At 62.3% G+C, this 25,632-nt stretch carries 21 protein-coding genes; 3 read left to right on the top strand and 18 right to left on the bottom strand.

All coding sequences use genetic code 11. From position 1 onward, the window contains the following. Nucleotides 1–3: 3 nt before the first annotated feature. Entirely contained in the window at nt 4–2,844 is a 2,841-nt protein-coding gene (locus tag THIDRDRAFT_RS24085) for a putative bifunctional diguanylate cyclase/phosphodiesterase (RefSeq protein ID WP_007042541.1), read from the top strand. Nucleotides 2,845–2,857: 13 nt separating this feature from the next. Continuing rightward, nucleotides 2,858–3,877 carry an alpha/beta hydrolase gene (locus THIDRDRAFT_RS19045; RefSeq protein ID WP_040845467.1) on the top strand — a complete coding sequence of 340 codons (1,020 nt, stop codon included), beginning with the start codon at nt 2,858–2,860 and terminating at the stop codon, nt 3,875–3,877. 29 nt (nt 3,878–3,906) lie between these two features. On the opposite strand, the gene THIDRDRAFT_RS19040 is transcribed toward THIDRDRAFT_RS19045, so the two are convergent. Then, nucleotides 3,907–4,998, bottom strand: coding sequence for a radical SAM protein (locus tag THIDRDRAFT_RS19040; RefSeq protein WP_007042539.1), 1,092 nt, complete (start codon nt 4,996–4,998; stop codon nt 3,907–3,909). A gap of 184 nt (nt 4,999–5,182) precedes the next feature. After that, the gene (mtgA, locus tag THIDRDRAFT_RS19035; RefSeq protein ID WP_007042538.1) at nt 5,183–5,878 is read right to left on the bottom strand and encodes a monofunctional biosynthetic peptidoglycan transglycosylase; all 696 of its coding nucleotides are present in this window, start codon (nt 5,876–5,878) and stop codon (nt 5,183–5,185) included. A gap of 171 nt (nt 5,879–6,049) precedes the next feature. Between mtgA and ybaK the strand changes: the two genes are divergently transcribed. Beyond that, on the top strand, nt 6,050–6,532 hold the full coding sequence (gene ybaK, locus THIDRDRAFT_RS19030; RefSeq protein WP_007042537.1) for a Cys-tRNA(Pro) deacylase: 483 nt from the start codon (nt 6,050–6,052) through the stop codon (nt 6,530–6,532). Between the two features lie 40 nt (nt 6,533–6,572). Here the strand turns inward: ybaK and THIDRDRAFT_RS19025 are convergent, their stop codons facing one another. The 16 genes from THIDRDRAFT_RS19025 to leuC all read right to left on the bottom strand — a co-directional run bounded on the left by THIDRDRAFT_RS19025 (nt 6,573) and on the right by leuC (nt 25,388). Further along, complete coding sequence (locus THIDRDRAFT_RS19025) at nt 6,573–7,598, bottom strand: hypothetical protein (protein WP_007042536.1); 1,026 nt, start codon at nt 7,596–7,598, stop codon at nt 6,573–6,575. Between the two features lie 52 nt (nt 7,599–7,650). Next, a complete protein-coding gene (locus THIDRDRAFT_RS19020) occupies nt 7,651–8,904 on the bottom strand; it encodes an O-succinylhomoserine sulfhydrylase (RefSeq protein WP_007042535.1) in 1,254 nt (417 codons plus the stop codon). Next, complete coding sequence (gene purF / locus THIDRDRAFT_RS19015) at nt 8,882–10,396, bottom strand: amidophosphoribosyltransferase (protein WP_007042534.1); 1,515 nt, start codon at nt 10,394–10,396, stop codon at nt 8,882–8,884. Before purF ends, THIDRDRAFT_RS19020 begins: the two co-directional genes overlap by 23 nt. 121 nt (nt 10,397–10,517) lie before the next feature. Continuing rightward, the gene (locus THIDRDRAFT_RS19010; RefSeq protein ID WP_007042533.1) at nt 10,518–11,009 is read right to left on the bottom strand and encodes a CvpA family protein; all 492 of its coding nucleotides are present in this window, start codon (nt 11,007–11,009) and stop codon (nt 10,518–10,520) included. 19 nt (nt 11,010–11,028) lie between these two features. Further along, a complete protein-coding gene (locus THIDRDRAFT_RS19005) occupies nt 11,029–11,637 on the bottom strand; it encodes an SPOR domain-containing protein (RefSeq protein WP_159105434.1) in 609 nt (202 codons plus the stop codon). Between the two features lie 197 nt (nt 11,638–11,834). Then, the gene (gene folC, locus THIDRDRAFT_RS19000; RefSeq protein WP_007042531.1) at nt 11,835–13,163 is read right to left on the bottom strand and encodes a bifunctional tetrahydrofolate synthase/dihydrofolate synthase; all 1,329 of its coding nucleotides are present in this window, start codon (nt 13,161–13,163) and stop codon (nt 11,835–11,837) included. 15 nt (nt 13,164–13,178) lie between these two features. Next, nucleotides 13,179–14,072, bottom strand: a complete 894-nt coding sequence (gene accD, locus THIDRDRAFT_RS18995) for an acetyl-CoA carboxylase, carboxyltransferase subunit beta (protein WP_007042530.1) — start codon at nt 14,070–14,072, stop codon at nt 13,179–13,181. A gap of 55 nt (nt 14,073–14,127) precedes the next feature. Further along, nucleotides 14,128–14,964 carry a tryptophan synthase subunit alpha gene (gene trpA / locus THIDRDRAFT_RS18990; RefSeq protein WP_007042529.1) on the bottom strand — a complete coding sequence of 279 codons (837 nt, stop codon included), beginning with the start codon at nt 14,962–14,964 and terminating at the stop codon, nt 14,128–14,130. Next, a complete protein-coding gene (trpB, locus tag THIDRDRAFT_RS18985) occupies nt 14,961–16,211 on the bottom strand; it encodes a tryptophan synthase subunit beta (protein WP_007042528.1) in 1,251 nt (416 codons plus the stop codon). Before trpB ends, trpA begins: the two co-directional genes overlap by 4 nt. Then, nucleotides 16,192–16,821: a phosphoribosylanthranilate isomerase gene (locus THIDRDRAFT_RS18980; protein WP_083827529.1), complete on the bottom strand. Its 630-nt coding sequence runs from the start codon at nt 16,819–16,821 to the stop codon at nt 16,192–16,194. The genes trpB and THIDRDRAFT_RS18980 overlap by 20 nt, the downstream gene beginning before the upstream one ends. A 46-nt stretch (nt 16,822–16,867) precedes the next feature. After that, nucleotides 16,868–17,650 carry a tRNA pseudouridine(38-40) synthase TruA gene (truA, locus tag THIDRDRAFT_RS18975; protein ID WP_007042526.1) on the bottom strand — a complete coding sequence of 261 codons (783 nt, stop codon included), beginning with the start codon at nt 17,648–17,650 and terminating at the stop codon, nt 16,868–16,870. Between the two features lie 107 nt (nt 17,651–17,757). Further along, nucleotides 17,758–20,655: a FimV/HubP family polar landmark protein gene (locus tag THIDRDRAFT_RS18970; protein WP_007042525.1), complete on the bottom strand. Its 2,898-nt coding sequence runs from the start codon at nt 20,653–20,655 to the stop codon at nt 17,758–17,760. 302 nt (nt 20,656–20,957) lie between these two features. Then, nucleotides 20,958–22,073: an aspartate-semialdehyde dehydrogenase gene (gene asd, locus THIDRDRAFT_RS18965; protein WP_007042524.1), complete on the bottom strand. Its 1,116-nt coding sequence runs from the start codon at nt 22,071–22,073 to the stop codon at nt 20,958–20,960. Between the two features lie 36 nt (nt 22,074–22,109). Further along, nucleotides 22,110–23,192, bottom strand: coding sequence for a 3-isopropylmalate dehydrogenase (leuB, locus tag THIDRDRAFT_RS18960; protein ID WP_139058817.1), 1,083 nt, complete (start codon nt 23,190–23,192; stop codon nt 22,110–22,112). A 154-nt stretch (nt 23,193–23,346) separates the two neighbouring features. Further along, nucleotides 23,347–23,985 (bottom strand): 3-isopropylmalate dehydratase small subunit, encoded by a 639-nt coding sequence (leuD, locus tag THIDRDRAFT_RS18955; protein ID WP_007042522.1) that lies wholly within the window; start codon nt 23,983–23,985, stop codon nt 23,347–23,349. Further along, nucleotides 23,985–25,388 (bottom strand): 3-isopropylmalate dehydratase large subunit, encoded by a 1,404-nt coding sequence (leuC, locus tag THIDRDRAFT_RS18950; protein ID WP_007042521.1) that lies wholly within the window; start codon nt 25,386–25,388, stop codon nt 23,985–23,987. Before leuC ends, leuD begins: the two co-directional genes overlap by 1 nt. Nucleotides 25,389–25,632: the final 244 nt, after the last annotated feature.

The following is a 25,632-nucleotide window of genomic DNA, read 5'->3' as shown; positions in this document are numbered from 1 at the left end:
ACCATGAAGATCGAAATGGAATTCCTGCGTAGTCGGGTCGCTCGCAGGGTTTTCTTCCTGTTCATCGTCTCGGCTCTGGTCCCGGTCATCTCCCTATCCATTCTCGCCTACGATCAGATCGTCTCGCTCCTCACAGAACAGCGATACGAGCAGCTTCGACAGTCGAACAAGGAATACGGACTCGCATTGCTCGACCGCCTGCTGTTGCTCGACAAACAGCTCGACTGGATGAGGACGCACGCCGATAGCTCTATGTCGATGACAGGCGACGAGGCTCACCCGTGGAGATTGCTGGACACACCGCACGGCTTCGAGCGCGTTTCGCTGCTGACGGAGCACGCCGACAGCGGCACGGCTCCAGGGATCGACCCGCTCGCCGTCTTCACGGCCGAGCACACCGACCACCTGGCCGCTGGAAAGGCCGTGCTACGCACCCAACCCCGTCACGACAGGTTGCCCCTCATCACACTCGCCCGCTGGCTCGACACCCGCCATCCCGAGCGTGGAACGCTGATCGGCACCATCGATCCCGACTATCTCTTCTGGGCACCGCAGGCGTTGGACCAGAAGACCCAGCTCTGTGTTCTCGATCCATCGAGCCGACCGCTCTTCTGCTCCGATCCAAGCCAACCGCCCTCCCCCGAACAACTTCGGGCGATCGATCGTCCCAACGCCCAGGAGCAAGACATACACCTGGACAAGGCGATCCTCGTCATGTCTTGGCGGCTTTTCCTCAAGCCCGACTTCGACATCTCCGAATGGACCATCTTCCGGTCCCTGCCCCGGAACGTCGCCCTGGTTCCGGTCAAGCGATTCGGCACCATTTTCATCTTCGTCATCCCGCTAACGATTGCGGTCGTGGCGCTGCTCAGTCTGCACCAGATCCGCAAGAGCCTGATCCCACTCGAGCGGCTCATGGATGGAGTGCAACGCATCTCAAGCCGGGTCTTCGACCAGCCCGTACGGGTCGAAAGCGGCGACGAGTTCGAAGCGCTCGCGCACTCGCTCAACCGAATGGCCGTGACCATCGATCGCCAGATCGGCACGCTCTCGACCATGGCGGACATCGATCGACTCATTCTCTCGACCCTCAAGATCGAGGACATCGTGAGGATCGTCCTCGCCCGCATGCACGAGGTGGTGCCGCACGACCGCATCGCCATAACCCTGACCGCAACGGACGAGAAAGACCTCAAGACCTATATCCGAGACGAACGCCTGCGTGACGAACTGAGTCTGGAACGACATCCGGCCTCCCCCGCGTGGCATCGAAGACTCGAGGCCCAGAAATATCTCCTGGTCTCCGATCACGAAGCGCTACCCGAACCGCTTATTCCGCTCCAGCGCCAGGGAGCCTCACTGTTCCTGCTGCTACCCGTCGTCATCAAGAAGGAGATTTCGGCGGTCATCTCACTGGGATACACGCAAGCACCGGGGCCATCGAACGAGGACATCCAGCTCGCCTGCGACTTCGCCAATCGCGTCGCAGTGGCGCTCACCAACGCGAGCTGGGAGGAACAGCTCTATTACATGGCGCACTACGACACGCTGACCGGACTGCCGAACCGCCTGATGCTCCGCGACCGTCTCAATCTGGCGCTCGCCCGCGCCGAGCGCGAACACTCATTCGTCGCGCTGCTCTTCATCGACCTCGACCGTTTCAAGACGGTCAATGACTCGCTCGGGCACCTCTCGGGCGACCTCTTGCTGCGCCAGGTCGGGGAGCGCTTCGCCAGCCTGGTCAGAACGGAGGACACCATCTCGCGGATCGGCGGGGACGAATTCGTCGTGCTGATCCAGCAAGGCGCCAACCCGAAGGAGTCCGTCGCGCTGACCAGCGCGATCGCAGGCAAGATCATCAGGGCTCTCGAGCGCCCCTTGCAAATCAACGACCGCGAGATCTTCACGTCCGCGAGCATCGGTATCGCCTGCTACCCGACCGATGGCGAAACGGCGAACGATCTGCTGAAGAACGCGGACACGGCCATGTATCACGCAAAGGCGATCGGGAAGAACAACTATCAGTTCTATTCAAAGGTTCTGAACGCGGAGGCGACCGAGCGACTGGACATGGAAAACGGACTGCGCCGCGCGCTCGCACGCGGCGAATTCGAGCTCTACTACCAACCCAAGGTGGCCACCCGAACTGGGCGTATCCTGGGAGCCGAGGCCCTCCTGCGCTGGAATCATCCGGAGCGAGGTCGGGTCTCGCCCGCCCAGTTCATCCCACTGTGCGAAGAGACCGGCCTCATCATTCCAATCGGAGACTGGATCATCCGAACCGCCTGTCTGCAGACCCTGGACTGGAACCGGCAGGGGTACGCGGACCTGCGCATCGCCGTCAATCTCTCGCCCTTACAGTTCCGCCAGCCTGACCTGGTGATCAAGGTCGTCGAGACGCTGGAGAACACGGGCATCGATCCGGCGCAGCTCGAATTCGAGGTCACCGAATCGGGGGCCATGGAGGATATGGAGAAGACCATCCGCACCCTGAATACCTTCAAGGAGATGGGCATCCATATCAGTATCGACGATTTCGGAACGGGCCATTCCTCGCTCAGCTATCTCAAGCGCTTCCCGGTCCATACGCTCAAGATCGACCAATCCTTCATCCGCAATCTCAGCACCAGCGATAAGGACGCCGCTATCGTGTGCTCCATCATCACCCTGGCGCACAGCCTCGAGTTCAGCGTCATTGCCGAGGGCGTCGAGACCCAAGAGCATCTGGAGTTTCTCGGACGCCAGGGTTGCGATGAAATACAGGGCTATTTCTTCAGCCCGCCGGTCCCATCGCATGACTTCACGCGCCTGCTCCAGCAAGGCCCCATGCCGCTCACGACCTGATCTGGTGCCCTTCATGCGAGATGACGAATCGGCCGGCCGCTGCTGGGCTCAGAGACTCATCGCCACCGCACTGCTCCTGAGCGGATGCGCCGGGCCTCAAGCGATCGAGCCCGGCCCTCTGGAAAGAGCCCCCGCACTACAAGCGGATCATGTCTTCATGCCCGATGGCTATCAGCTACCGTTGCGGGTCTGGTCAGGATCGGCATCGCCATCGATCCTGGTTCTGGGGCTTCATGGCTTCAACGACTACAGCCACGCCATCGAGCCGCTCGGACTCGACCTGGCCAAGCAGGGGATCAGGACCTATGCGGTCGATCAGCGCGGATTCGGAGCCACCCGGCTGGCCGGACGCTGGCATGGCAGCGAAAGGCTGGTCGAAGATGCCTGCATCCTCATCAATCTCCTACACCGTCGCCACCCGCAGGCGGAAATCTACATCGCAGGTGAAAGCATGGGTGGCGCAGTCGCCATGCTCGCCTCCGCGCGCTGCCCGAGCAACATTGCCGGACTGATCCTCATCGCCCCAGCCGTCTGGTCGCGCGACTCGATGCCCTGGTACCAACGTCTCGCCCTGACTGCAGCCGTCCATACGGTTCCATCCATGATCCTCACCGGAAAGGGAATCCGCATCCGTCCAACCGACAATCGCGCCCTGCTATACGCCATGTCGGCCGATCCGCTGATCATCAAGGGGGCGCGCGTCGACGCGCTCTGGGGCGTAACCGAGCTGATGGACAAGGCACGGGCACGCACGCCGAGCTTGAAACTGCCGACGCTCCTGCTCTACGGAGCGCGAGACGAGATCATCCCCAAGCCCGCCTTCTGCGGCATGATCCGCGAGTTGCCAAACCGAAACCGGACTCGGCTGGTGCTCTACCGCAACGGCTGGCACATGCTGCCGCGCGATCGCCAAGGCGCCCGCGTGCGAGCCGACATCGTCGCCTGGCTCCTCGATCCAAGCGGCGAGCTGCCCTCCGGTGAGGAGACGTGGCTATCCGAATCCCGACTGAAGACCTTCTGTTCAAAACACTGAGCCTCCTGAAACCGCAGACGGCCAACGATCTACCCCATCCCCACACCCGCGATCGAAGCCGCGCAGTCTGGACAGTCGCCGTGGCGGACGTAATTGGCGAGCAGGTGAAAACCATGGCGTTGAACCAACCGCTTACCACAGCGGTAGCATTGGGTATGCTCGCCACCATCACCCGGCAGATTGCCGGTATAGACATAGCGCAGTCCGGCATCCCTTCCGATCTCGACCGCACGTTGGAGCCTGGCGATCGGCGTTGGCGGAACCTGCTGCAATTCATAGTCGGCATGGAAGCGCGAAACGTGCCAGGGAATATCGGGGGACAGGGAGGCGATGAATCCGGCGATGCCACGAAGCTCCTCATCCGAATCGTTGACGCCAGGAATCACCAGGGTCGTGATCTCCAGCCAGACGCCTAACGCGTGATAACGCCGAATCGCATCCAGCACGGGCACCATCTTGACCCGACTGAAATGTCGGTAGCTCTCCTCGCGGAAGAACTTGAGATCGACATTGGCTGCGTCAATCACCCGGCACAACTCGCGTTGCGGCGTCTCGTTGATGTATCCGTTGGTGATGAAGGCATTGAAGAGCCCCGCCTCCTTCGCCTCACAGGCGATCGCATAGGCCAGCTCGTAGTAGATGGTCGGCTCGGTGAAGGTATAGGCGATAGTGCGCGCCCCCGCGTTGCGGGCCGCCCGCACGATCTGCGCTGGAGTCACCTCCTCTCCCGGAATCCGATCGGTCAGCCGAGCGACATCCGGGCAAATGCCATCCACCTCCCCCAACGCGTCCCTCTGCGACCCGACCCGGCTCGGCAATGCCTCGCGCGGCCATTGAGAGATCTCCCAGTTCTGACAGAAATTACAGCGCAGGTTGCAACCCAGGGCGGCGACTGAATAGGCGGTCGAGCCAGGATAGAAATGAAAGAGCGGCTTTTTCTCGATCGGATCCAGTGTGCGGGCGATGACCCGGTCGGCAACCAGGCTGTAAAGCCTACCGTCGCTGTTATAGCGCACCGCGCAGACACCACGTCCGCTCTCGGCGATCACGCAGTCGTGCGGACAGAGCCGACACTGCACCCGAGACTGTTCGAGCTGATCGTAGAAGCGGGCCTCTTGCATCGCGGCGATCTCCAAACCTGGTGTGGTGACTGACTTGGGGGCGACACGCTGGGGTTGGAGCGTTCGGGACACTGTCTCCCAGTGACTGTCGACCCGTCTTGGTACCGAACCCCATCAGCGCGACGCCGATCACGTTCTGTTGTCATCCATCCTAGCACTACACGCACCGGACAGGATCGTTCCATCAGAGCTTGGAGAGATAACTCGTGCCGCCCAAGTTGTTCATTTGACGACGGATCCAACCGGCGCGTCTCTCCACCCAGGCGCTCGGCCGGTCGACCCGATAGCGAACGGGATTGGGTAGGACGGCGGCGAGCAGGGAGGCCTGCTGGGCGCCGATCGCCTGAACAGGACGATCGAAATACTGCCAACTGGCGGCACCGACGCCGAAGGTGTTGGGTCCGAATTGGGCAATGTTGAGATAGACCTCAAGGATGCGCTGTTTCGACCAGAGGGTCTCGATGAGGAAGGTGAACCAGGCCTCCAACCCCTTGCGCACATAGTCACGACCGGACCAGAGGAAGAGATTCTTGGCGGTCTGCTGACTGATGGTGCTGGCTCCGCGCAGTTTGCCGCCCGACTCGAAACGCGCCAGTGCGCGCCGGATCTCGACCAGATCGAATCCATGGTGCCGAGGGAAACGCTGGTCCTCGGCCGCAATGACGGCCAGGGCCATCTCGGACGGAATGCTGGACCAGTCGACCCATTCATGGTGAACCTGGGCGCCCTCGATCATCCCCAACCGCCCAGCCAGCCAATGCTGCAGCATGAACGAAGAGGTTGGTGGATCCAGCCAACGCAGTGTCCCGACCGACACCACCGAAAGGGCCAGAAAGAGACCCACCAACCATCCAGTCCACCGCAACAGCTTGCGCAACATGCCCCCTCCTCTGCTTGTCGCCACCAAGGGCGTATGATAACGGTGTCAATTCATGTTCCGCAGCCGGCGCTCAACGACCCGCTTTCAACCAAGGGCTGCCGCGAACGGATACCTCGATAACACAGCCCATCCAGCTGGACGCCGGCCACTGGAGGCTGATAGCCAATTCAGATGAAAACCGCCAAAGAACCCGTCACCCAAGCCATCCGTGTCCTACGCGCCGCCAAGGTCCCGTTCGAGGGGCATCCCTACAAATATGTCGATGGCGGAGGCACGGCCCAGTTCGCCGAAGAGATGGGAGTGGACGAACATCTCGTCATCAAGACGCTCATCATGGAGGATGAAAAGGGCAATCCGCTGATCGTGCTGATGCACGGCGATCGCCAGGTCTCGACCCAGGCACTGGCGCGCACCGTCGGAGTCAAGCGCATCGCGCCTTGCGCGCCCAAAGTCGCCGACCGGCACTCGGGCTACCAGGTCGGCGGCACCTCGCCGTTCGGCACCCGGCATACGATGCCTGTCTATTGCGAGCAGGGGATCGCCGCGCTACCGCGCATCTATATCAACGGCGGCAAACGCGGTTATATCATCTCTCTCGACACCCAGGACGCACTGCGATTGCTGCAGCCGACACTGGTCGAGATGGCGGTTTGAGGTGCGAATGAATTCGCACCGACAGATCGAGCGCTTGGGGCTACCCGACCTGCAGTCGCGGGCTGAATCCTCCCTTGCGCCAAAAACGACGCAGGTGGCGGCGACCAACCGACAGGGATTGGCCAGCGCCGGTCTGGATATCGAGGGCCGATAGGGTACCGTGACGTAGCTCGGTCTCGATTCGAGCTATCCAGGCTTCGAGATCCTCCAACGCTGCACCCCACGCATCGAGATCGCGCGCCTCCAGCGTATTCCAAAGGGCGTCCCAAAACACCAGTGTCCTGCCCTTCTCCACCAGCAGCTCGGGCGCCGAGCGCTCCAGCGTCATGCTGTCGAGACCGGCCAAACGCGCCAGGCCGAGCGCGAGCGGATGGTCGGCGACGACGCACCTCAGATCGGTGTCGATACCCTTGGGCAAGCGTCCCCCGCCCCAGACCCAAAGTCCGCTGATGGTCGGGCGACCGCGATCCATGCGCATCTGATTGACCGGATGGGCATGGAAGAGCATCTGGGTCTCGTTGAGCAGGCTCGACCAGCGTCGCGAGTCGGATGTCCCGGAGTGGACGGCTTCGAGCGGCTGGCCGAGCATACGATAGAGCGGCAACTCGGACGGTGGTGGCGCTGTCTCGATACGCAGATACCAGCGGTTCGGTGTGGGCGCGACCAGTCGCAGACGCTCGTCGGCGAAATGGTCATTGAAGGCCGCGAGCAGCGCATCGGCCTCGACCCGATCCGGAGCAACCGAGTCGCCGGCGAAGAGTAGCAGTCGATCGCGATCCGGACGCAGATGGATAGGATCGGCATGCAACCAATAGGCGTCGGGATCGACGTCCGTGCCCTCGCCTAGCAGAGAGACGGGAGCGCTCGGAAGATCGCGCGCGTCAGCATGGGACAGACCGAAGGCCCCGAACAGTGCCAACAAGGGATCATGCCAATCATCCCGACGGGAATCGGCGCGCCCCAGCAATCGCTCGATCGCAACCGTTGGCGGCATGGGTTGCGGTAGCGCCGGGACTGGACCGAGCAGACCGGGACAGATGAGCTGGATACTGGCTGGCGCGGTCATCTGTCGCTTGTATGTGGATTCTCGGTTCAGACGCACTCGGGCAGCGCCGAGGTCAGAGTCCGGCCAGACCCGATGCCAGGTCGGCCTGGATGTCCTCAATGTTCTCCAGCCCGACCGCGACCCGGATGAGCCCGTCGCCGATCCCGGACGCGGCGCGCTCCTCGGGCTTCAGTCGCCCATGGGTCGTGGTCGCGGGATGGGTGATGGTGGTCTTGACATCGCCCAGGTTGGCAGTGATGGAGATGAGTCGCGTCGCGTCGATCAAATCCCAGGCAGCCTGCTTGCCGCCGCGCACGTCGAAGGAGACGATACCGCCGCCGGTACGCTGCTGGGGTCCGACGAGTCCATGCTGCGGATGATCGGCGAGTCCAGGATAATAAACACGTTCCACAGCAGACTGCTCCAGCAGCCACTCGGCGAGCCGAAGCGCGCGTTCGGAGTGGGCCAGCATGCGCAGCTCCAGCGTCTCCAGCCCCTTCAGGAACACCCAGGCGTTGAATGGACTCATGGTCGGACCGGCGGTGCGCAGCACGCCGAAGACCTCCTCGCCCACACGCTTGCGGTCCCCGACGACCGCCCCACCGACACAACGCCCCTGCCCGTCCAGATACTTGGTCGCCGAGTGGACGACGATATCCGCACCCAAGTCGAGCGGACGCTGCAACGCGGGGGTACAGAAGCAGTTGTCGACCACCAGCAGACAGTCGTGACGGTGGGCGATCTCGGCCAGGCGCGCCAGGTCGCCCATCTCGGTGAGCGGATTGGACGGGGTCTCGCAGAAGAGCATCCGTGTGCGGTCGTCGATCGCCGCTTCCCAGGCGTCCGGATCGCTCAACGAAACAAAGCAGGTCTCGATACCGAAGCGCGCCAGATACTTGTTGAACAGCATGGTGGTGCTGCCGAACACGCTGCGCGACGAGACGATCCGGTCGCCCTGCTTGAGCAGTCCCATGCAGACGGCCAGGATCGCCGCCATCCCGGACGCGGTCGCAACGCAGCAGTCGCCGCCTTCAAGGGAGGCCAAACGCTCCTCGAAGGCGCGGACCGTGGGGTTGGTGAAGCGCGAATAGATATTTCCCGGCACGTCGCCCGCGAAGCGCGCAGCCGCCTCGGCGGCGCTGGAGAAGACGAAGCTGGAGGTCGCGAAGACCGGCTCGCTGTGTTCGTTCTCGGGGGTGCGCTGGTGCCCGATGCGGATGGCGCGCGTGGCGAAACCGGCATCGGGGCCGGCGAGGAACCGCTCGGATCCCGGCTGAAAGGGATCCGAGTCGAGCGGGCCTGGATCAGTAGTTGTTGTGGAGGTCAAGGGCGCTCTCGTTGGGTGGTTGGCGTGTCTCCTTGGCACCATCGTTGCGCCGGGCCTCCAAGGCTTGGAGGTATTCCGGCGTCACGTCGCCCGTCACATAGACCCCATCGAAGACGGCCGTGTCGAAACGATCGACATGACTCTTGCCCTTCTTCTGGACGGCATCGATGAGATCCGGCAAATCTTGGAAGATAAGGCCGTCGGCGCCCAATTCACGCGCGACCTCCTCTTCGGTCCGTCCCGAAGCGATCAATTCGCTGGCAGCCGGCATGTCGATTCCATAGACGTTGGGATAGCGCACCGGTGGAGCCGCCGAGGCGAAATAGACCCGATGCGCGCCCGCATCCCGCGCCATTTGGATGATCTGCTGCGAGGTGGTGCCGCGCACGATGGAGTCGTCGACCAACAGCACGTTCTTCTTGCGGAACTCCAGATCGATGGCATTGAGCTTCTGGTGCACCGATTTCTTGCGCACCTTTTGGCCCGGCATGATGAAGGTGCGGCCAATATAGCGGTTCTTGATGAAGCCCTCGGCATAGCTGATACCGAGATGGTTGGCCAACTGCAGGGCCGCCGTGCGGCTGGTGTCCGGAATGGGAATGACGACATCGATGTCGTGGTTCGACCATTCGCGCTTGATCTTGGCCGCCAGCTTCTTGCCCATGCGCGAACGCGCCTTGTGCACCGAGATGTTGTCGATGATGGAGTCGGGCCGGGCGAAATAGACAAACTCGAAGATACAGGGCGAGAGGGTCGGCTGAGCCGCACATTGACGGGTATGGAGTTCGCCGTCGACCGTGATGAATACGGCCTCGCCGGGGGCTACGTCGGCAATGACCTCGAAGCCGTTGCTGTCCAGGGCCACGCTCTCGGAGGCGATCATGTATTCGGTGCCCTCGGGGGTCTCGCGACGGCCGTAGACCAGGGGACGGATACCGAAAGGGTCGCGGAAGCCGAAAACACCGAATCCCGGAATCATGGCCACAGCCGCATAACCGCCGCGACAGCGACGGTGCACGCCGGCAACCGCGCGGAAGACATCCTGCTCGTCGATGCGCAGCTTGCCCTGGATCTGCAGTTCGTGAGCGAAGATGTTGAGCAGAATCTCGGAGTCTGACTCGGTGTTGAGATGACGCAGATCGTCGACGATCAGGTCGTGCTTGAGTTCCTCGGCATTGGTGAGATTGCCGTTGTGAGCCAGCACGATGCCGTAGGGCGAATTGACGTAGAAGGGCTGCGCCTCCGCCGAACTGGAGGCACCGGCGGTCGGATAGCGCACGTGACCGACACCGATATTGCCGAGCAGCTGGATCATGTGACGGGTTTGGAACACATCCCTCGCCAAACCCTTATCCTTGCGCAGATAAAGCTTGTCACCCTGACAGGTGATGATACCCGCCGCATCCTGCCCGCGATGCTGAAGCAACAAGAGCGCGTCGTAGAGTGATTGATTGACTGGAGTCTTGCCGACGATTCCAACGATACCGCACATGGGGGCCTCGCCCGTGCTTCGCCTCGAAAGACGAACGCAAATAACTGGAAGCCGGCCAGGTTACTCTAGAAAAGAGGATTCCTTCAACCCTGCAACGGCCTAAGAGGATCCGAGCTCCTGCTCAGAGTTGTTTCAATCGCGTCTGGACATCCTCGGGCACCAGGCCGAGAAACCAGTCGCCCAAGACCTGAAAGTCGCCGATCAGACTGGACCCGGCCCACACAGGATCCTCGGGCAATGGAGTCAGGGCCGCGAGAAAGACCCCCATGGAGACGATCAGAGCCCCGCGCGCGGCCCCGAAACCCAGCCCGAGAAAACGGTCCAAACCATTGAGCCCGACCTTGTCGACGACAGCAACCAGAACGGCACCCAGAATAGCGCCGACGAATAGCACGGCCAGAACCAGAGCGGCGAAAGCCACGAGGATCCGCACTGGAGGCTGCGACAGATAGGGGATCAGCGCATCCGCGACATCGCGATGGAAGAACCAGGCGACGAGCAACGCCAGGATCCAGACGCCCAACGACAACACCTCACGGATCAGACCACGCGCCACCCCGACCAGGGCGGACAGAACGATCACTGAAATGATGAGGTAGTCGACCCAGTTCATTCTGATGTCCAGACCGACATTAGTTCGATGGATAGCGCTGGATCAGGGTATCCAGCTTCTGTCGCTGACGCAGCATGGCGGCCGTGCGCTCGGCGTTCGCCCGATCCAGCTCCGGCCCCACCCGCACGCGATAATAGGTCTTGCCGCGCACCTCGGCCTTCTCGACGAAGGCCGAGAAGCCGGATTTCTTGAGCTTGCTCGCGAGGCCATTGGCCTTCTCGATCGCACCGAGACTCGCGACCTGAACCACCCAGGAGGGCATGCCATCGCTCGGCCCGCGCGGGGGCGGAGCGATCGGCGCAACGGGTTTCTGTTTCACGACCGCCGGCTTTTGCGGCGGTGCGGAAGGCGGCTTGGATGGTGCCGCCGGCTTCTGCGCTGCCTGCCGCGCGGGACGGTCCGGCTCCGGCTCAGCAGACCGAGACGGAAGCGCAGGCAACTGGAGATCGATCTGACCCGGTGCGCCCGCAGGCTGGACGTCTGAATCGGACCCCATCGACACACCCGTCTCGGACTCCGCTGGATCGTCGGCGAGGCCATCGCTCCCCTCGAGGGGAAGCTGCAGAGGCGGCGCGGCACCGAAGCGATCCCCGAGATCCGGCTCGCCCGGAATGATTGATTGATCCAATGACGGCGCCAACGAATCTTCTTCGAACAGCATGGGCACAAAGATCACCACCAAAGCGACGATCACAACGGCACCCGCCAAGCGTCTTTTGGCCCCTTCTCGCATAGATATCTACCTGGTTGTCTTGCGCGGCTCGATCAACCGCACGTTGACATCGATGATTCGACTCTCGTGCAGAGAGTGATAAGTATAGCCCGTCACGAATCGGCGCAGATACCGCGCGGATAACGCAAAGCCTGACCAACCGTCGTAAAGGACCCCATCACCAATAGGCTGTCGCCCTCGACAGAGACCGTATCGGCGGCATCCAACGCCTGTTCGATACGGGCGAAACAGCCCGCCGGACTCGGCACTAAACCGGACAGCCGCGCGGCCAGAGCGTCCACGGAAAGCGCTCGCTCGTCATCGCTCTGCGACAGATACCATTGATCGACATGAGGCAACAGCGGCGCCACGATCGACTCTGGATCCTTGTCCGCCAGAACCGCGAGCACGGCCCTGATGCGCCCACCCGTTTTGAACGCACGCAGATTATCGGCGAGCGAGCGGGCGGCCGCACCGTTATGTGCGACGTCGAAGATTCGGGTCACCGGCCCCGGATAAACCTCGAAACGTCCGGACAACCGCGCACGCTGCAAGCCCGTGCGCATGGCGCTTGGCGGAACCGGCAAACGCTCGGCCAAGCCGTCCAGCGCCACCATGGCGGCGGAGGCATTATCCAATTGAAAGCCGCCACGCATACTCGGTAACGGCAAGGCGAAACGCCGCCCGTGCGGCCCCTGCCAGATCCAACCCGCCTCGGCGGAGGCGTGATCGAACTCGCCCCCCAATTGCAGCGGCAACGCGCCGACGCGAATCGCCTCTTCGCGCAAGATCTCCGGGGCATCGCGCTGACCGATGACCGCAGGCCGCCCGGCCCGGAAGATACCCGCCTTTTCGATCGCAATCTCGTCGAGCGTTTCCCCGAGCCAGACGGTGTGGTCACGACCAATCGTCGTGACCACGGACACATCCGCGTCGAAGAGGTTGACCGCATCGAGTCGTCCACCGAGCCCGACCTCCAACACGGCAAGATCAGGCTTCTCCTGGACGAACAGATCCATCGCGGCCAGGGTTCCAAACTCGAAATAGGTCAGTGGCACATCGCCACGGGCCCGATCGATACGCGCGAAGCTCTCGCACAGAGGGGCGTCGGCGATGGGATCGCCATCGATACGGATCCGCTCGTTATAGCGCAGCAGATGCGGCGAGCTGTAGCTCGCGCACCGATAGCCCGCCGCGCGGGCGATGGCATCGATCATGGCGACACAGGAACCCTTGCCATTGGTTCCGCCCACCGTGATGACGGGAAAGGACGGATCGCCGTGGCCCAACCTGCGCCAGACCTCGCCAACCCGCTCCAAGCCAAACTCCATCCGTTTCGGATTGAGGGTGACCTGCCAGTCGAGCCAGGCGTCGAGCGTTTCGAAACGACATGCGCCACCAGACCCGGATTCCAGCGAATCCGGGTGATCAAGAGCCTTCATGATTGGAACCTGCGATCAGACCGGAACGACCGTCCGGCAATAGCGTGGCCGGTGGCTCAGGATGGCGAGCAGATCGGCGATACGCTCACGCAGATCACGACGATCGATGATCATGTCCAAGGCGCCCTTTTCGATCAGGAACTCGCTGCGCTGAAAGCCCTCGGGGAGCTTCTCGTGCACGGTCTGCTCGATGACACGCGGACCGGCGAAACCGATGAGCGCATTGGGTTCGGCGATGTTGATATCGCCGAGCATCGCCAGACTCGCCGACACGCCACCCATGGTGGGATCCGTCATCACCGAGATAAAGGGCAGCGAGCGCTCGCGCATCTTGGCCAGAGCGGCACTGGTCTTGGCCATCTGCATCAGCGAGAAGAGACTCTCCTGCATGCGCGCGCCGCCGCTCGCCGAGAAGCAGACATAGGGAGCATCCTGCTCCAGGGCGGCCTCGACGCCGCGCACGAAACGCTCGCCGACCACCGACCCCATGGATCCGGCCATAAAGTTGAACTCGAAGGCCGAAGCGACGATGGGCGCATCCTTCAATCGACCGCGCATCACGACCAGCGCCTCCTTCTCGGAGGACTGCTTCTGAGCCGCAGCGAGACGATCCTTGTACTTCTTCAGATCCTTGAACTTCAATGGATCCAGCGACTCCAGATCCGCGCCGATTTCCTCTCGGCAGTCGGGATCCAGAAAGGCCTCAAGACGCTTGCGGGCGGTAAGGCGGCTGTGATGGCTGCACTTGGGGCAGACCTCCAGATTACGCTCCAGCTCAGCGCGGTAAAGAATGGCGTTGCAGCCTGGACACTTGGCCCAAACGCCCTCCGGAACCGCACGCTTGGTGCTGGACTCGATGCGGATGCGGCTCGGAATGAGTTTCTCGAACCAACTCTTACCTTTGTCCATCGCCTGCTTCAATGTGGCACCTGCTTCAGGATCAATCTGTTTCGCCTTGTTCGACTTAACGGGAAGTTGAGCCATGCCCCACCCCATCTGCGACGTCGATAGCCGCTCGCAAACCGCCGAGGAATTCGGCAATGGATTCAGGAATCCGCTCGGGGGTATCGGCGAGCGACTCGATTCGACCAACGATAGCGCTGCCGACGATGACGGCATCCGCCACCCGAGCCACCTGTCCCGCCGTCTCGGCATCCTTGATGCCGAAGCCGACACCGACCGGAAGCCGGATCTGAGCGCGAATCTCGCCAACCTTATCGGCGATGGTGCTGGCATCCAGATGGGCCGCGCCCGTGACACCCTTGATGGAGACGTAATAGACGAATCCGGAGGCCACCTGACCGATCTTGGCGATCCGCGCCTCAGTCGAGGTCGGAGCGATCAGATTGACCAGATCCAACCCTTGGTCGCGCATCATGGTGATGAGATCATGCCCCTCCTCCGGCGGCAGATCCACAATCAGTGCGCCATCCACTCCGGCGGCGCCGGCCTGCTCGGAGAAGGAGGCATAGCCCATCACCTCGATCGGATTCAGGTAGCCCATGAGGACGACCGGGGTGTCCTGGTCCTGGGCACGGAACGCGCGGACCATTTCCAGCACCTGGGTCAACGAGACTCCACGGGCAAGCGCGCGTTCGGTGGCGCGCTGGATCACGGGACCGTCGGCCATGGGATCAGAGAAGGGAACGCCCAGCTCGATCAAATCCGCGCCAGCCGCAACCATGGCGTGCATCAGCGGGACCGTGACCTCGGGATTCGGATCGCCGGCGGTGACGAACGGAACGAGCGCGGTGCGCCCGCGACCGGCAAGCTGTTCGAAACGTGCTGCTATACGACTCATAGAACCAACCCGTCGTGATGCGCGACCGTATGCATGTCTTTATCCCCACGCCCGGACAGATTGACCAGGATAGACTGATCCGGGCGCATGGTCGCGGCGAGCGTGTGTGCGTAAGCGAGTGCGTGACTGGACTCCAACGCCGGGATGATACCCTCAGTCCGGGTCAGATGATGGAAGGCGGCCAATGCCTCATCGTCGGAGACCGCGCCGTAGGTCGCGCGTCCGCTGTCCTTGAGCCAGGAGTGCTCGGGACCGACACCGGGATAGTCGAGCCCGGCCGAGATCGAATGGGTCTCCATGATCTGACCGTTGTCGTCTTCCATCAGGTAGGTGCGATTGCCGTGCAGCACGCCCGGACGGCCGGCGGTCAAAGGCGCCGCATGACGTCCGGTCTCAAGTCCGTCACCCGCAGCCTCGACGCCGTAGATGGCCACCTCGGTGTCGCCGATGAAGGGGTAGAAGAGCCCGAGTGCGTTGGAGCCGCCGCCCACGCAGGCGACCAGAGCGTCCGGCAGACGCCCGGTACGCTCAAGGATCTGTGCCCGCGCCTCACGCCCGATCACCGCCTGGAAGTCGCGCACAAGCATGGGATAGGGATGAGGACCTGCCACGGTCCCTATGATGTAGAAGGTGTTATCGACATTGGTGACCCAGTCGCGCATCGCCTCGTTCATGGCGTCCTTGAGGGTCCGCGAGCCGGACTTGACCGCGACGACCTGGGCGCCGAGCAGACGCATGCGGTAGACGTTGGCCTCCTGGCGTGCGACATCGACCTCCCCCATGTAGACGACGCACTCCAGACCCAAACGCGCGGCGACGGTCGCGGTGGCGACGCCGTGCTGACCGGCGCCGGTCTCGGCGATGATGCGGGTCTTGCCCATGCGCTTGGCGAGCAGCGCCTGTCCGATGGTGTTGTTGACCTTGTGCGCGCCGGTGTGATTCAGGTCCTCGCGCTTGAGATAAATCTGGGCCCCGCCGACCTCGCGACTCCAACGCTCGGCGTGATAGAGCGGCGAGGGACGGCCCACATAGTCGCGCAGATCGGCATCCAGTTCGGACTGGAACAGAGGATCGGCCATGCAGCCCTCATAGGCCTTGAGCAGTTCCTCCAGCGGATACATCAGGGTCTCGGCGACGAACATCCCGCCGTAGGGGCCGAAATGACCATTGGCATCCGGCATATCGTAGGCCGACTCCCGACCTGGCTCCATGCGCGACGCATGACTGTTATCGGCGTGTATCGCCATCTCTCACCCCTTGCATGAAAGCATTGATTCTGTCTTGGTCCTTGATGCCCTTGGCGGCTTCGACACCACCGCTGACATCAACGCCATAGGGCCGAACCCGCTCCACAGCCTCGGCCACGTTGTTCGCATCCAGTCCACCGGCCAATACGACCGAAGACGCAATCTCGGGAGGAATCCGATCCCAATCGAAGCATTGGCCGGTGCCGCCGGCGCGCGCTGGATCATAGGCGTCGAGCAGGAGCCCCGCCCCACCCGCATAGCGCGCACGCTCGGCCATGAGGTCGACCCCCGGACGCATGCGCAGCGCCTTGATCCAGCGCCGTCCGAAACTGGCGCAGTAATCGGGAGCCTCGTCGCCGTGGAATTGAAGCAGGTCGAGCGGCACCTGGTCCAGTGTCGCGCGCACGCCCTCTGGCGCGGCATCAACGAATAGACCAACCGCCGAGACAAACGGCGGCAGCTTGGCGCACAGCCGCGCTGCCTGCTCAGGCGTCACCGCACGCGGACTCGGCGGATAGAAGACGAAGCCGAGCGCATCGGCACCCGCAGCGACTGCGGCCTCCACATCGGAGACGCGAGTCAAGCCGCAAATCTTAACCCGGGTTCGGATCATCTGCGAAGATTCGTGAAACACGAGACTAGAGAGTGGATGGACATCAATCGGCAGTCAGTCGCTGCAAGGGATTGGTCTTCTCGACCTGAGGAAGCGCGAATCGTTCCGGATAGTCGGCCCGCACGAAATAGAGACCCTGCGGCGGCGCGGTCACCCCACCCAGGGTGCGATCGCGCAGGTCGAGCAACTCGCGGGTCCAGTCAACCGACGCCTCCTGACGCCCAATGGCGATGAGTACCCCGGCAATGTTGCGCACCATGTGGTGCAGGAACCCATTGGCGCCCACATGCAAGCTAATGAGACCGTCCCTCTCCAGGACATCCAGATAATGGATGCGGCGGATCGGACTCTTGGCCTGACAGGAAACGGCGCGAAAACTCGAAAAATCATGCTCGCCGACCAATGCCGAAGCGGCCTCGCGCATGCATCCGAGATCCAGCGCCTCGTGCACCCAGACCGCTCTCGAACGCTGCAGGGCAGAGCGTGTCCGACGCACCATAATTTGATAGCGATAGTGACGGGCCATCGCGCTGAAGCGCGCGTGGAAGTCCTCTGGAACCGGATGCGCCCAACGCACCGCCACGTCCGGCGGCAGGTTCACATTGGTGCCGAGCACCCAGGACCGCTCAGAGCGCGCGGCCGAGGTCTCGAAATGGAGGATCTGCTCCAAACCGTGCACGCCCGCGTCCGTGCGTCCGGCGGAATGGATGGTAACAGGATGATTGGCGACACGACCGACCGCCGCCTCCAGCGTAGCCTGAACGGTACGGACCCCGGACTGCGTCTGCCAGCCGTGAAAATCCGTCCCGTCGTATTCGACGCCCATGGCAATCCGACCCGAGATCAAGGCGCCATGTCCTCGCGGATCGAGCGACCTGCCGGACGAACATCTGGAGCTGGGTCGAAATCTTGGAGAAGCCGCCGACCGATCACTTAGCCCAGCTTGCTCAACATGGCCTGAGCCTCACTTCGCTGCTCGTCACGACCCTCGGCGATAACCTCTTCGAGAATTTCGCGCGCCGCCTCGGCATCGTCCATCTCGATATAGGCACGCGCCAGATCGAGCTTGGTCGCCGTCTCGTCCCAAATCCCCGAGTCCATTTGCCATTGCGACGACAAGAGATCGGTCGGGGTGCTCTCCTGCTCTACCGAATCGTTCGAATCGAACCCGACAGAGGACAACACCTGCCCGCTTTGCGGGCCAGTGGGAGGCGTGCCAGAGGCCTCGTTGCGAGCCAGGGTCGGTTCGTCCTCGACGGTCGAATCGAAGATGGAATCCAGGTCATCGACGACTTCCACGCGCCGCTCATCCAGTGACAAGACCAATTCCGATTCGATCTGAACAGAATCCTCTCCGGGATCGCGTGCGAGATCGGAGCTGGCCTGGGGAACGGCTACCGTCGGAGCCGCTCCGAAGGAGTCCTGCTCCGAATCGGGGCCGAGACCATCGCGCGGCTCGCTCAGGATGTCTCCCAACAGATCGTCGCTGATCTTCAGGGGGACGTCATCCTCGAAATCGGAGTCAGCGGTGGCCGGCTCAGTGCCGCTATCGACCTTGAGGGGATCGGAGGGGACGGCCGATGCCTGCTGGAGATCGCTGATGTCGAGCGAGAAGGAATCGTCGACACCCAGGGTCATGGAATCGCCCCCAGAATCGCCGCCACTGCTCCGCAGAGCATCGCGTACTTGCGATGGTCCCGATTCGCCCTGGCTGTCGGTCGCCGAACGCAGGCGCGCATGCGCCTCCTGCAATCGGCTCCACATACGCGGATCGGCCTGATCGCCTCCAGACTCCTCGATTTCCGAGAGCACCTCGCCAAGCGCCTGCAGATCTTTGGCACCGGCATAGGCCTCGGCCAGCTTGTACTTAATGTCGACCCGTTCCGGATAGCGCTTCAACTCGCCGCGCAGAAGCTCCTGCGCCTCGCTGTGACGGCCATAGGCGATATAGATATCGGCCTCGGCCAAGGGATCGGCCTCATCGGTCTCGGCATCGAAGTTACTGAGAGAAGACATGAGCGTCACTCCTGTCTCCTCCACCTTCTCCCTTGGACCGCTGCTGGACGAGGTTTCGCCGCTGGTGGCCGACTCATCAGGAGCCTTCGGAGAGGCGACCGTCGAAACGTCCTCCTCTGCGGCGGCCATGGTGCGAGGCTCGGTAGTTTCGTCAAGCGGCTCGAGCAGCAGATCCTTGTCGAGATCGTGATCTTCCTCGTCCTCCTCCCGACGCTTGCGCCGAATACTGAGCCAGGAGAAAACGAGAATACCGATCACCGTCACCGCAGCAAGGCCAGCAAGTGGCAACAGCAAGGAATGCCAGGTCGATGAGGCTGGCGCCTCAACAGGCGGAGCGATAGGAGGCACCGACTTGGTCGGAACGGGTTTTGGAGACTCTTGAGCGACGGGTTGCTCGGCAGCCTGCTCGGACGGCGCGGCATCTTCGGGCGCAGGAGTCGGAACCGGAAGCGGCATCAAACCAGCCGGCTCCGTTTCCACAGCATCGGGAGTGGGCAAAAGCCCCGAAGCGTCGGACTGCACATCAGACTCGGTCTGCTGGGAGCTATCATCAACCGACGACGCCTCGTCCAACATCGGCGCCTGAGTCTCGCCACCTTCGAGCGGTGGCTGAACTTGGGTGTCCGCCGGCTGCGACGAAGCTGACTCAGCCAATTCGGCTCCGACGGCAGGCTCGGAAGACGTCTGATCGCCCAGCACGCCGGGAGCCGGCTGATTCTGGGCACGAGCCAGCTCGGCGTTGCGCAACTGAAGGAGCGATTCGATGCCCGAGAGCTGGGTTTCGAGCTCCTTGATCCGCTCACGCAACTCAAGCGTTTCCTGACGCGTGCTCTCGCTGGTTTCGAGCGCGAGCAGCACCTCCTGCTGAACCGCAGGCGAAGTGGCGCCTGGCCGGGAGGACGAAGCGGTGCCGGGTTCCGCCGAGGGACTGCCGGTCGTGAGTGCCGGGGCAGCCGCCGTCCTCGGAGAGGTCGCGCCGGCAACCCTGAGCCGCGAATCGAGCGCGCCAGGAGGAATGTCGGTGAGCGGCGAGCGACGGACCACCCGGCCTCGCAAGGCGGCGGCATACTCGCGCTCGGCCTCGGCAGCATCGAGCGCAAACAACTCGGCCCCGGTTGGAATGACCAAGGTCGAACCGACGCGCAGGCGATTGATATTGGCGCGGATGAACGCCTTCTGATTGTTGCGGTACAGGGCCATCGCCGTCTGAGCGACGGTAGCACCGGATGGACGCGTTTCGCTCGCAATCCGCCAAAGACCAACGCCGGATCGGACCGGGCCTACATAAATGGGAAAGCCGTCGCCCGGGGCGGGAATATAGTTCGAGGATGTTGCCGTGCTCGGCCGAGCCTCAGCACGACGACCGGCACGAGCCGAACCCGCACTGGCACCGCGAACCGCTGGAGCGCCACGGTTCGCCAGAACCGGCGGATCCAGCAACACGGTGTATTCCTTCAGCAATTTCCCGGCGGGCCAGGTGACCTCGACCAGAAAATCCATATAGGGCTCGCGAATGGGCTCGCGGCTGGAGACGCGTAACACGACTCCACCCTGCGGAGAGCGCTCCGGCTTGAAGGTAAGCTTGGTCAGATAGTAGTAACGCTCGACCCCAGCCTTGGCGAATGCCTCCGACGATGCAAGCGACGCCTTGACGGCATCGATCTCATCGGGCTGGACATCCTGTAGCTCGATCTCGCCAAGAAATGGCTGATTGAGGGCGGATTGTGTATTCAATCCACCCAGCCCGAGGGCGAAGGCATCGGTGCCGGCCAGAGCCATGGTCATGGCCGACGCTAGAATGAGCTTGCGAGACATCCTCCTCCCTCGTGCACCAAGCAACGGCGAACAGCTGTTAACAAAACGGGGAAACCCGGACCATACCATTACCCGGTTTCCTCGCTGCGGATCACGTTAGCAGTAGTCTAACTGGGATAGATCAATACGATCTCAAGCAACCGACATGCATCAAGGCTAGGGTTCGAGTCGATCCACTTTCTCCGAGCCTGGAAGCCCGCCGGTTTCACCTCGGATACGAGAAACCCTGAACACGGGCAGACTATATCGGATTAGCCTTCTTTAACCAAGAACATCAAGGAAATTGGAAGAGAGAAGGACCCTCAGACATCCGACAAGATAGTCAGCATTCGCCGCAATGGCTCCGCAGCCCCCCAGAGGAGCTGATCGCCGACGGTGAAGGCGGCGAGATAGCGATCCCCCATGTTCATCTTGCGCAGACGGCCAACTGGAACACCAAGAGTTCCGGTCACGGCGGCAGGAGACAGCTCGCGAATACTGAGTTCGCGATCGTTCGGTACCAGCTTCACCCAGTCGTTGGCGCTGGCCACGACCGCTTCGATCTCAGCGATCGAGACATCGCGCGCCAATTTGATGGTCAGCGCCTGACTGTGACAGCGCATGGATCCAACGCGCACGCACAAGCCGTCGATGGGGATGGGGTTTGCCTCCAGCCCCAAAATTTTGTTGGTTTCGGCCTGCCCCTTCCATTCCTCGCGGCTCTGGCCGTTGTCGAGCTGGGTATCGATCCAGGGAATAAGGCTGCCAGCCAAGGGCGCGCCGAAGTTCGCAACCGGGAAGTCTGCTCCACGTAGGGTCTCGGTCACCTTGCGATCGATCTCCAGAATCGCAGAGGACGGGTCTTGCAGAAGATCATCGACCGAATCGCGCAGCGCACCCATCTGCGACAACAACTCGCGCATGTGCTTGGCACCCGAGCCCGAGGCGGCCTGATAGGTCATGGAGCTGACCCATTCCACGAGCCCTTCGCGGAACAGCCCACCGATGGCCATCAGCATCAGACTCACGGTGCAGTTACCGCCGACGAAATCGCGACGCCCAGCATCCAGCGCGGAATCGATCAGGTCGCGATTGACTGGGTCGAGGATGATGCTGGCCTCAGGACTCATGCGCAGCGAGGAGGCGGCATCGATCCAGTAGCCATCCCAGCCGGCGGCCCGCAATCGCGGATGTATCGATTTGGTGTAATCCCCACCCTGACAGGTGACGATCACATCCATCTCGCGTAGCACATCCAGGGATCCAGCGTCCTCAAGCGGACGCGAGCCGGACCCGACATCCGGCCCCGGCTGCCCGACCTGGGAGGTTGTGAAGAAGACGGGATCGCCGATTCGCGCGAAATCACCTTCCGCGCGCATTCGGTCCATGAGAACCGAACCCACCATGCCACGCCAACCGACGAAACCGACTCGCTTCATCACCTCACCCCGTCATTTCCGATCCAACCAAACAAATTATTCGCCAGCGAGGGCCGCGACAACCGCGTCGCCCATTTCGGCGGTACCCACCTGACGCATGCCCTCGGACATGATATCCGCAGTCCGCAACCCTTGATCGAGTACCTTGAACACCGCCGCGTCGATGCGGTCCGCCGCCTCGGGGGCGTCGAGCGAATAACGCAGCATCATGCCCACCGAAAGAATGGTCGCCAATGGATTGGCCACGCCACGACCCGCGATATCCGGCGCCGAACCGTGAATCGGCTCGTACATGCCCTGCCCCTTTTCGTTCAGGGAGGCCGAGGGCAGCATACCGATGGAGCCGGTCAGCATGGCAGCGCAGTCGGAGAGGATGTCGCCGAAGATGTTGCCGGTCACCATGACGTCGAACTGCTTGGGTGCACGCACCAGCTGCATGGCCGCATTGTCGACATACATGTGGCTGAGCGAGATTTCAGGATACTCGGCCGCCGTCTTGGTCGCGACCTCACGCCACATCTCGGTGCATTCAAGCACATTGGCCTTATCGACCGAGCAGACCTTCTTGCCGCGCTTCATAGCAATATCGAAGGCGACGCGGCAGATGCGCTCCACCTCGGATTCCGTATACACCATGGTATTGATACCACGACGCTCGCCGGACGGCAGGGTCTCGACACCGCGTGGCTGACCGAAATAGATGTCGCCAGTCAGTTCGCGCACGATCATGATATCGAGGCCCGCAACGATCTCGGGCTTGAGGGTCGAGGCCGCCGCCAACTGCGGATAAAGGACGGCGGGACGCAGATTGGCAAACAGCCCGAGCTCGGCGCGCAGCCCCAGCAAACCACGCTCGGGACGCTTGGAGATGTGCAGCGACTCCCACTGGGGTCCGCCGACCGCACCAAGCAGCACGGCATCGGAGGCCCTGGCCTTGACCAGTGTTTCCTCCGGCAATGGATTGCCAACGGCGTCATAGGCAGCTCCGCCGACCAGCGCGTCTTCGAGCGTCACATCGATCGCGCCATCGGCCTGAAGGGCATTCAGGACCTTGATCGCCTCGGCGACGATTTCGGGACCGATACCATCACCAGCCACCACCAGAATCTTCTTGCTCAAGCGATTATCTCCCATTGGTTGACCCCTTTCTGCCACGTCAACGCGCATCGCCCAGGGACGAAGCCCGGAAGGAGGAAAGGGATCGAAATCAGTTTGGTAAGCCCGTTGGAGACGCCGCGAAAGGTGTCTCCGAACAGTGCTCAGGATGTGCGAATCAGATAAACAGCCAAGGCGTCTCGGCCCGGCGGCGTTCCTCGTAGGCGCGGATGAGATCCACTTCCTGCAGGGTCAGACCGATATCGTCGAGCCCTTCGAGCAGACGATGCTTGCTGCCCGCATCCACCTCGAAAGAGATGCAAGTACCGTCGTCCAGTGTCAGGGTCTGCGCAGACAAATCGACCGAGATCGACAGCGGCGTCTCACCGGTCGCCTTGGCGAACAGCGCGTCGATCACCTTGGCATCGAGCACGATGGGCAGGAGACCGTTCTTGAAGCTGTTGTTGAAGAAGATATCCGCGAAGCTCGGTGCCAAAATGACCCGAAAACCGAAATCGGTCAGCGCCCAGGGCGCGTGTTCGCGCGACGAGCCACAACCGAAATTCTCGCGCGCCAACAGGATCTGCGCCTGCGCGAAGCGCGGATCGTTCAAAACGAACTCAGGATTGCGCGGCCGATTGGTGCAATCCATACCCGGCTCGCCATGATCCATATAGCGCCACTCGTCGAACAGGAAGGGACCGAAACCGGTCCGCTGAATGCTCTTGAGGAACTGCTTGGGGATGATGGCATCCGTATCGATATTGGCGCGATCGAGCGGAGCGACGACGCCGGTGAAATTCTTGAACGCTTCCATCACAGCTCCCTCACATCGACGAAATGTCCGGTCACGGCCGCTGCGGCGGCCATGGCTGGACTGACCAGATGGGTGCGACCGCCCTGGCCCTGACGTCCCTCGAAATTGCGGTTCGAGGTCGATGCACAGCGCTCGCCCGACTCCAGTCGGTCGGCGTTCATGGCCAGACACATGGAACAGCCGGGCTCGCGCCACTCGAAACCGGCCTCGACGAAGATCTTGTCTAGACCCTCGGCCTCGGCCTGCTCCTTCACCAAACCCGAACCGGGCACCACCATCGCCAGCTTGATGCTTTCGGCGACCTTGCGTCCCTTGGCGATCAAGGCTGCGGCACGCAGATCCTCGATACGCGAGTTGGTGCAGGAACCGATAAAGATCTTATCGGGACGAACCTCGGTGAGCGGGGTGCCGGCCTCCAGCCCCATGTAATCGAGCGCGCGACGAATGCCGTTCGCCTTGACCTCGTCGTCAGCATCTTCAGGGCTCGGCACCTTGCCGTCGATGGGCAACACCATCTCAGGCGAGGTCCCCCAGGTGACCTGCGGCTTGATGTCGGCGGCATCCATGTGGATGACCGCATCGAACTGGGCGCCCTCGTCACTCGACAACGTGAGCCAGTGAGCGGCGGCGCGCTCGAACAGTTCGCCCTGCGGTGCCAACGGGCGCCCACGCATGTACTCGACGGTCTTGTCGTCGACTCCGATCAGACCGGCGCGCGCACCCGCCTCGATCGCCATGTTGCAGACCGTCATGCGGCCTTCCATGGTGAGCTCGCGGATCGCCTCGCCACCGAATTCGATGACATAACCGGTACCACCCGCAGTACCGATCTTGCCGATGATGGCCAGCACGATGTCCTTTGCGGTGACGCCCGTGCCCAGCTTGCCGTCGACGCTGATCAGCATCGACTTGGACTTGCGCTGGATCAGGGTCTGAGTCGCCAGGGCATGCTCGACTTCGGAGGTACCGATACCGAAGGCCAGCGCACCAAAAGCACCGTGAGTCGCGGTATGCGAATCGCCGCAAACGACGGTGCTGCCAGGCAGCGTGAAGCCCTGCTCAGGACCAATGACGTGCACGACACCCTGCCGCTTATCGCCCATGCCAAGCTCGGTGATGCCGAACGTCAGACAGTTGGTGCCCAACGCCTCGACCTGGATGCGCGAGACCGGATCCGAGATACCCGCAGCGCGATCGGTCGTGGGGACGTTGTGATCTGGAACCGCCAAATTGGCGCTGGTGCGCCAAGGCGTGCGTCCGGCCAACCGCAGACCTTCGAAGGCCTGCGGCGAGGTCACCTCATGAATCAGCTGACGGTCGATGTAAAGCAGTGCCGTGCCATTGTCGTCGACACGGACGACATGCTCGTCCCAGAGTTTGTCGTAGAGGGTCTTGGCGACCATGGCCTTACCTCAGTGGGAAAAAGAGAATCGCGTAGCATATTCCGCAGCGCCGAGAAACTCAATTCTCGCAACCCGAAAAACCGAGGGAACCTCGATTCTAGTTCAAGACCGGGACATTTTTTGTCTGCGCAAAGAAGAAACCCCCGCCACCTGTTGGTGGAGGGGTTTCGGGATAAGGCCCTGGCGGTGACCTACTTTCGCATGGGGAAGCCCCACACTAACATCGGCGAGGCAGCGTTTCACG

This window comes from Thiorhodococcus drewsii AZ1 (genome assembly GCF_000224065.1).
Lineage (GTDB): Bacteria > Pseudomonadota > Gammaproteobacteria > Chromatiales > Chromatiaceae > Imhoffiella > Imhoffiella drewsii.
Note: the sequence above shows the minus strand (reverse complement) of the source record. Positions and strands in the feature narration are given on the sequence as shown.

What these genes read in the sequence shown, in the direction of transcription:
- THIDRDRAFT_RS19010 (WP_007042533.1), bottom strand. Translation starts at nt 11,009, where the DNA reads ATGAACTGGGTCGACTACCTCATCATTTCAGTGATCGTTCTGTCCGCC.
- THIDRDRAFT_RS24085 (WP_007042541.1), top strand. Translation starts at nt 4, where the DNA reads ATGAAGATCGAAATGGAATTCCTGCGTAGTCGGGTCGCTCGCAGGGTT.
- THIDRDRAFT_RS19045 (WP_040845467.1), top strand. Translation starts at nt 2,858, where the DNA reads ATGCGAGATGACGAATCGGCCGGCCGCTGCTGGGCTCAGAGACTCATC.
- leuD (WP_007042522.1), bottom strand. Translation starts at nt 23,985, where the DNA reads ATGGAAGCGTTCAAGAATTTCACCGGCGTCGTCGCTCCGCTCGATCGC.
- folC (WP_007042531.1), bottom strand. Translation starts at nt 13,163, where the DNA reads ATGAAGGCTCTTGATCACCCGGATTCGCTGGAATCCGGGTCTGGTGGC.
- accD (WP_007042530.1), bottom strand. Translation starts at nt 14,072, where the DNA reads ATGGACAAAGGTAAGAGTTGGTTCGAGAAACTCATTCCGAGCCGCATC.
- trpB (WP_007042528.1), bottom strand. Translation starts at nt 16,211, where the DNA reads ATGGCGATACACGCCGATAACAGTCATGCGTCGCGCATGGAGCCAGGT.
- asd (WP_007042524.1), bottom strand. Translation starts at nt 22,073, where the DNA reads ATGAAGCGAGTCGGTTTCGTCGGTTGGCGTGGCATGGTGGGTTCGGTT.
- trpA (WP_007042529.1), bottom strand. Translation starts at nt 14,964, where the DNA reads ATGAGTCGTATAGCAGCACGTTTCGAACAGCTTGCCGGTCGCGGGCGC.
- THIDRDRAFT_RS19040 (WP_007042539.1), bottom strand. Translation starts at nt 4,998, where the DNA reads ATGCAAGAGGCCCGCTTCTACGATCAGCTCGAACAGTCTCGGGTGCAG.
- THIDRDRAFT_RS19025 (WP_007042536.1), bottom strand. Translation starts at nt 7,598, where the DNA reads ATGACCGCGCCAGCCAGTATCCAGCTCATCTGTCCCGGTCTGCTCGGT.
- leuC (WP_007042521.1), bottom strand. Translation starts at nt 25,388, where the DNA reads ATGGTCGCCAAGACCCTCTACGACAAACTCTGGGACGAGCATGTCGTC.
- ybaK (WP_007042537.1), top strand. Translation starts at nt 6,050, where the DNA reads ATGAAAACCGCCAAAGAACCCGTCACCCAAGCCATCCGTGTCCTACGC.
- mtgA (WP_007042538.1), bottom strand. Translation starts at nt 5,878, where the DNA reads ATGTTGCGCAAGCTGTTGCGGTGGACTGGATGGTTGGTGGGTCTCTTT.
- truA (WP_007042526.1), bottom strand. Translation starts at nt 17,650, where the DNA reads ATGGGCGTCGAATACGACGGGACGGATTTTCACGGCTGGCAGACGCAG.
- THIDRDRAFT_RS18970 (WP_007042525.1), bottom strand. Translation starts at nt 20,655, where the DNA reads ATGTCTCGCAAGCTCATTCTAGCGTCGGCCATGACCATGGCTCTGGCC.
- purF (WP_007042534.1), bottom strand. Translation starts at nt 10,396, where the DNA reads ATGTGCGGTATCGTTGGAATCGTCGGCAAGACTCCAGTCAATCAATCA.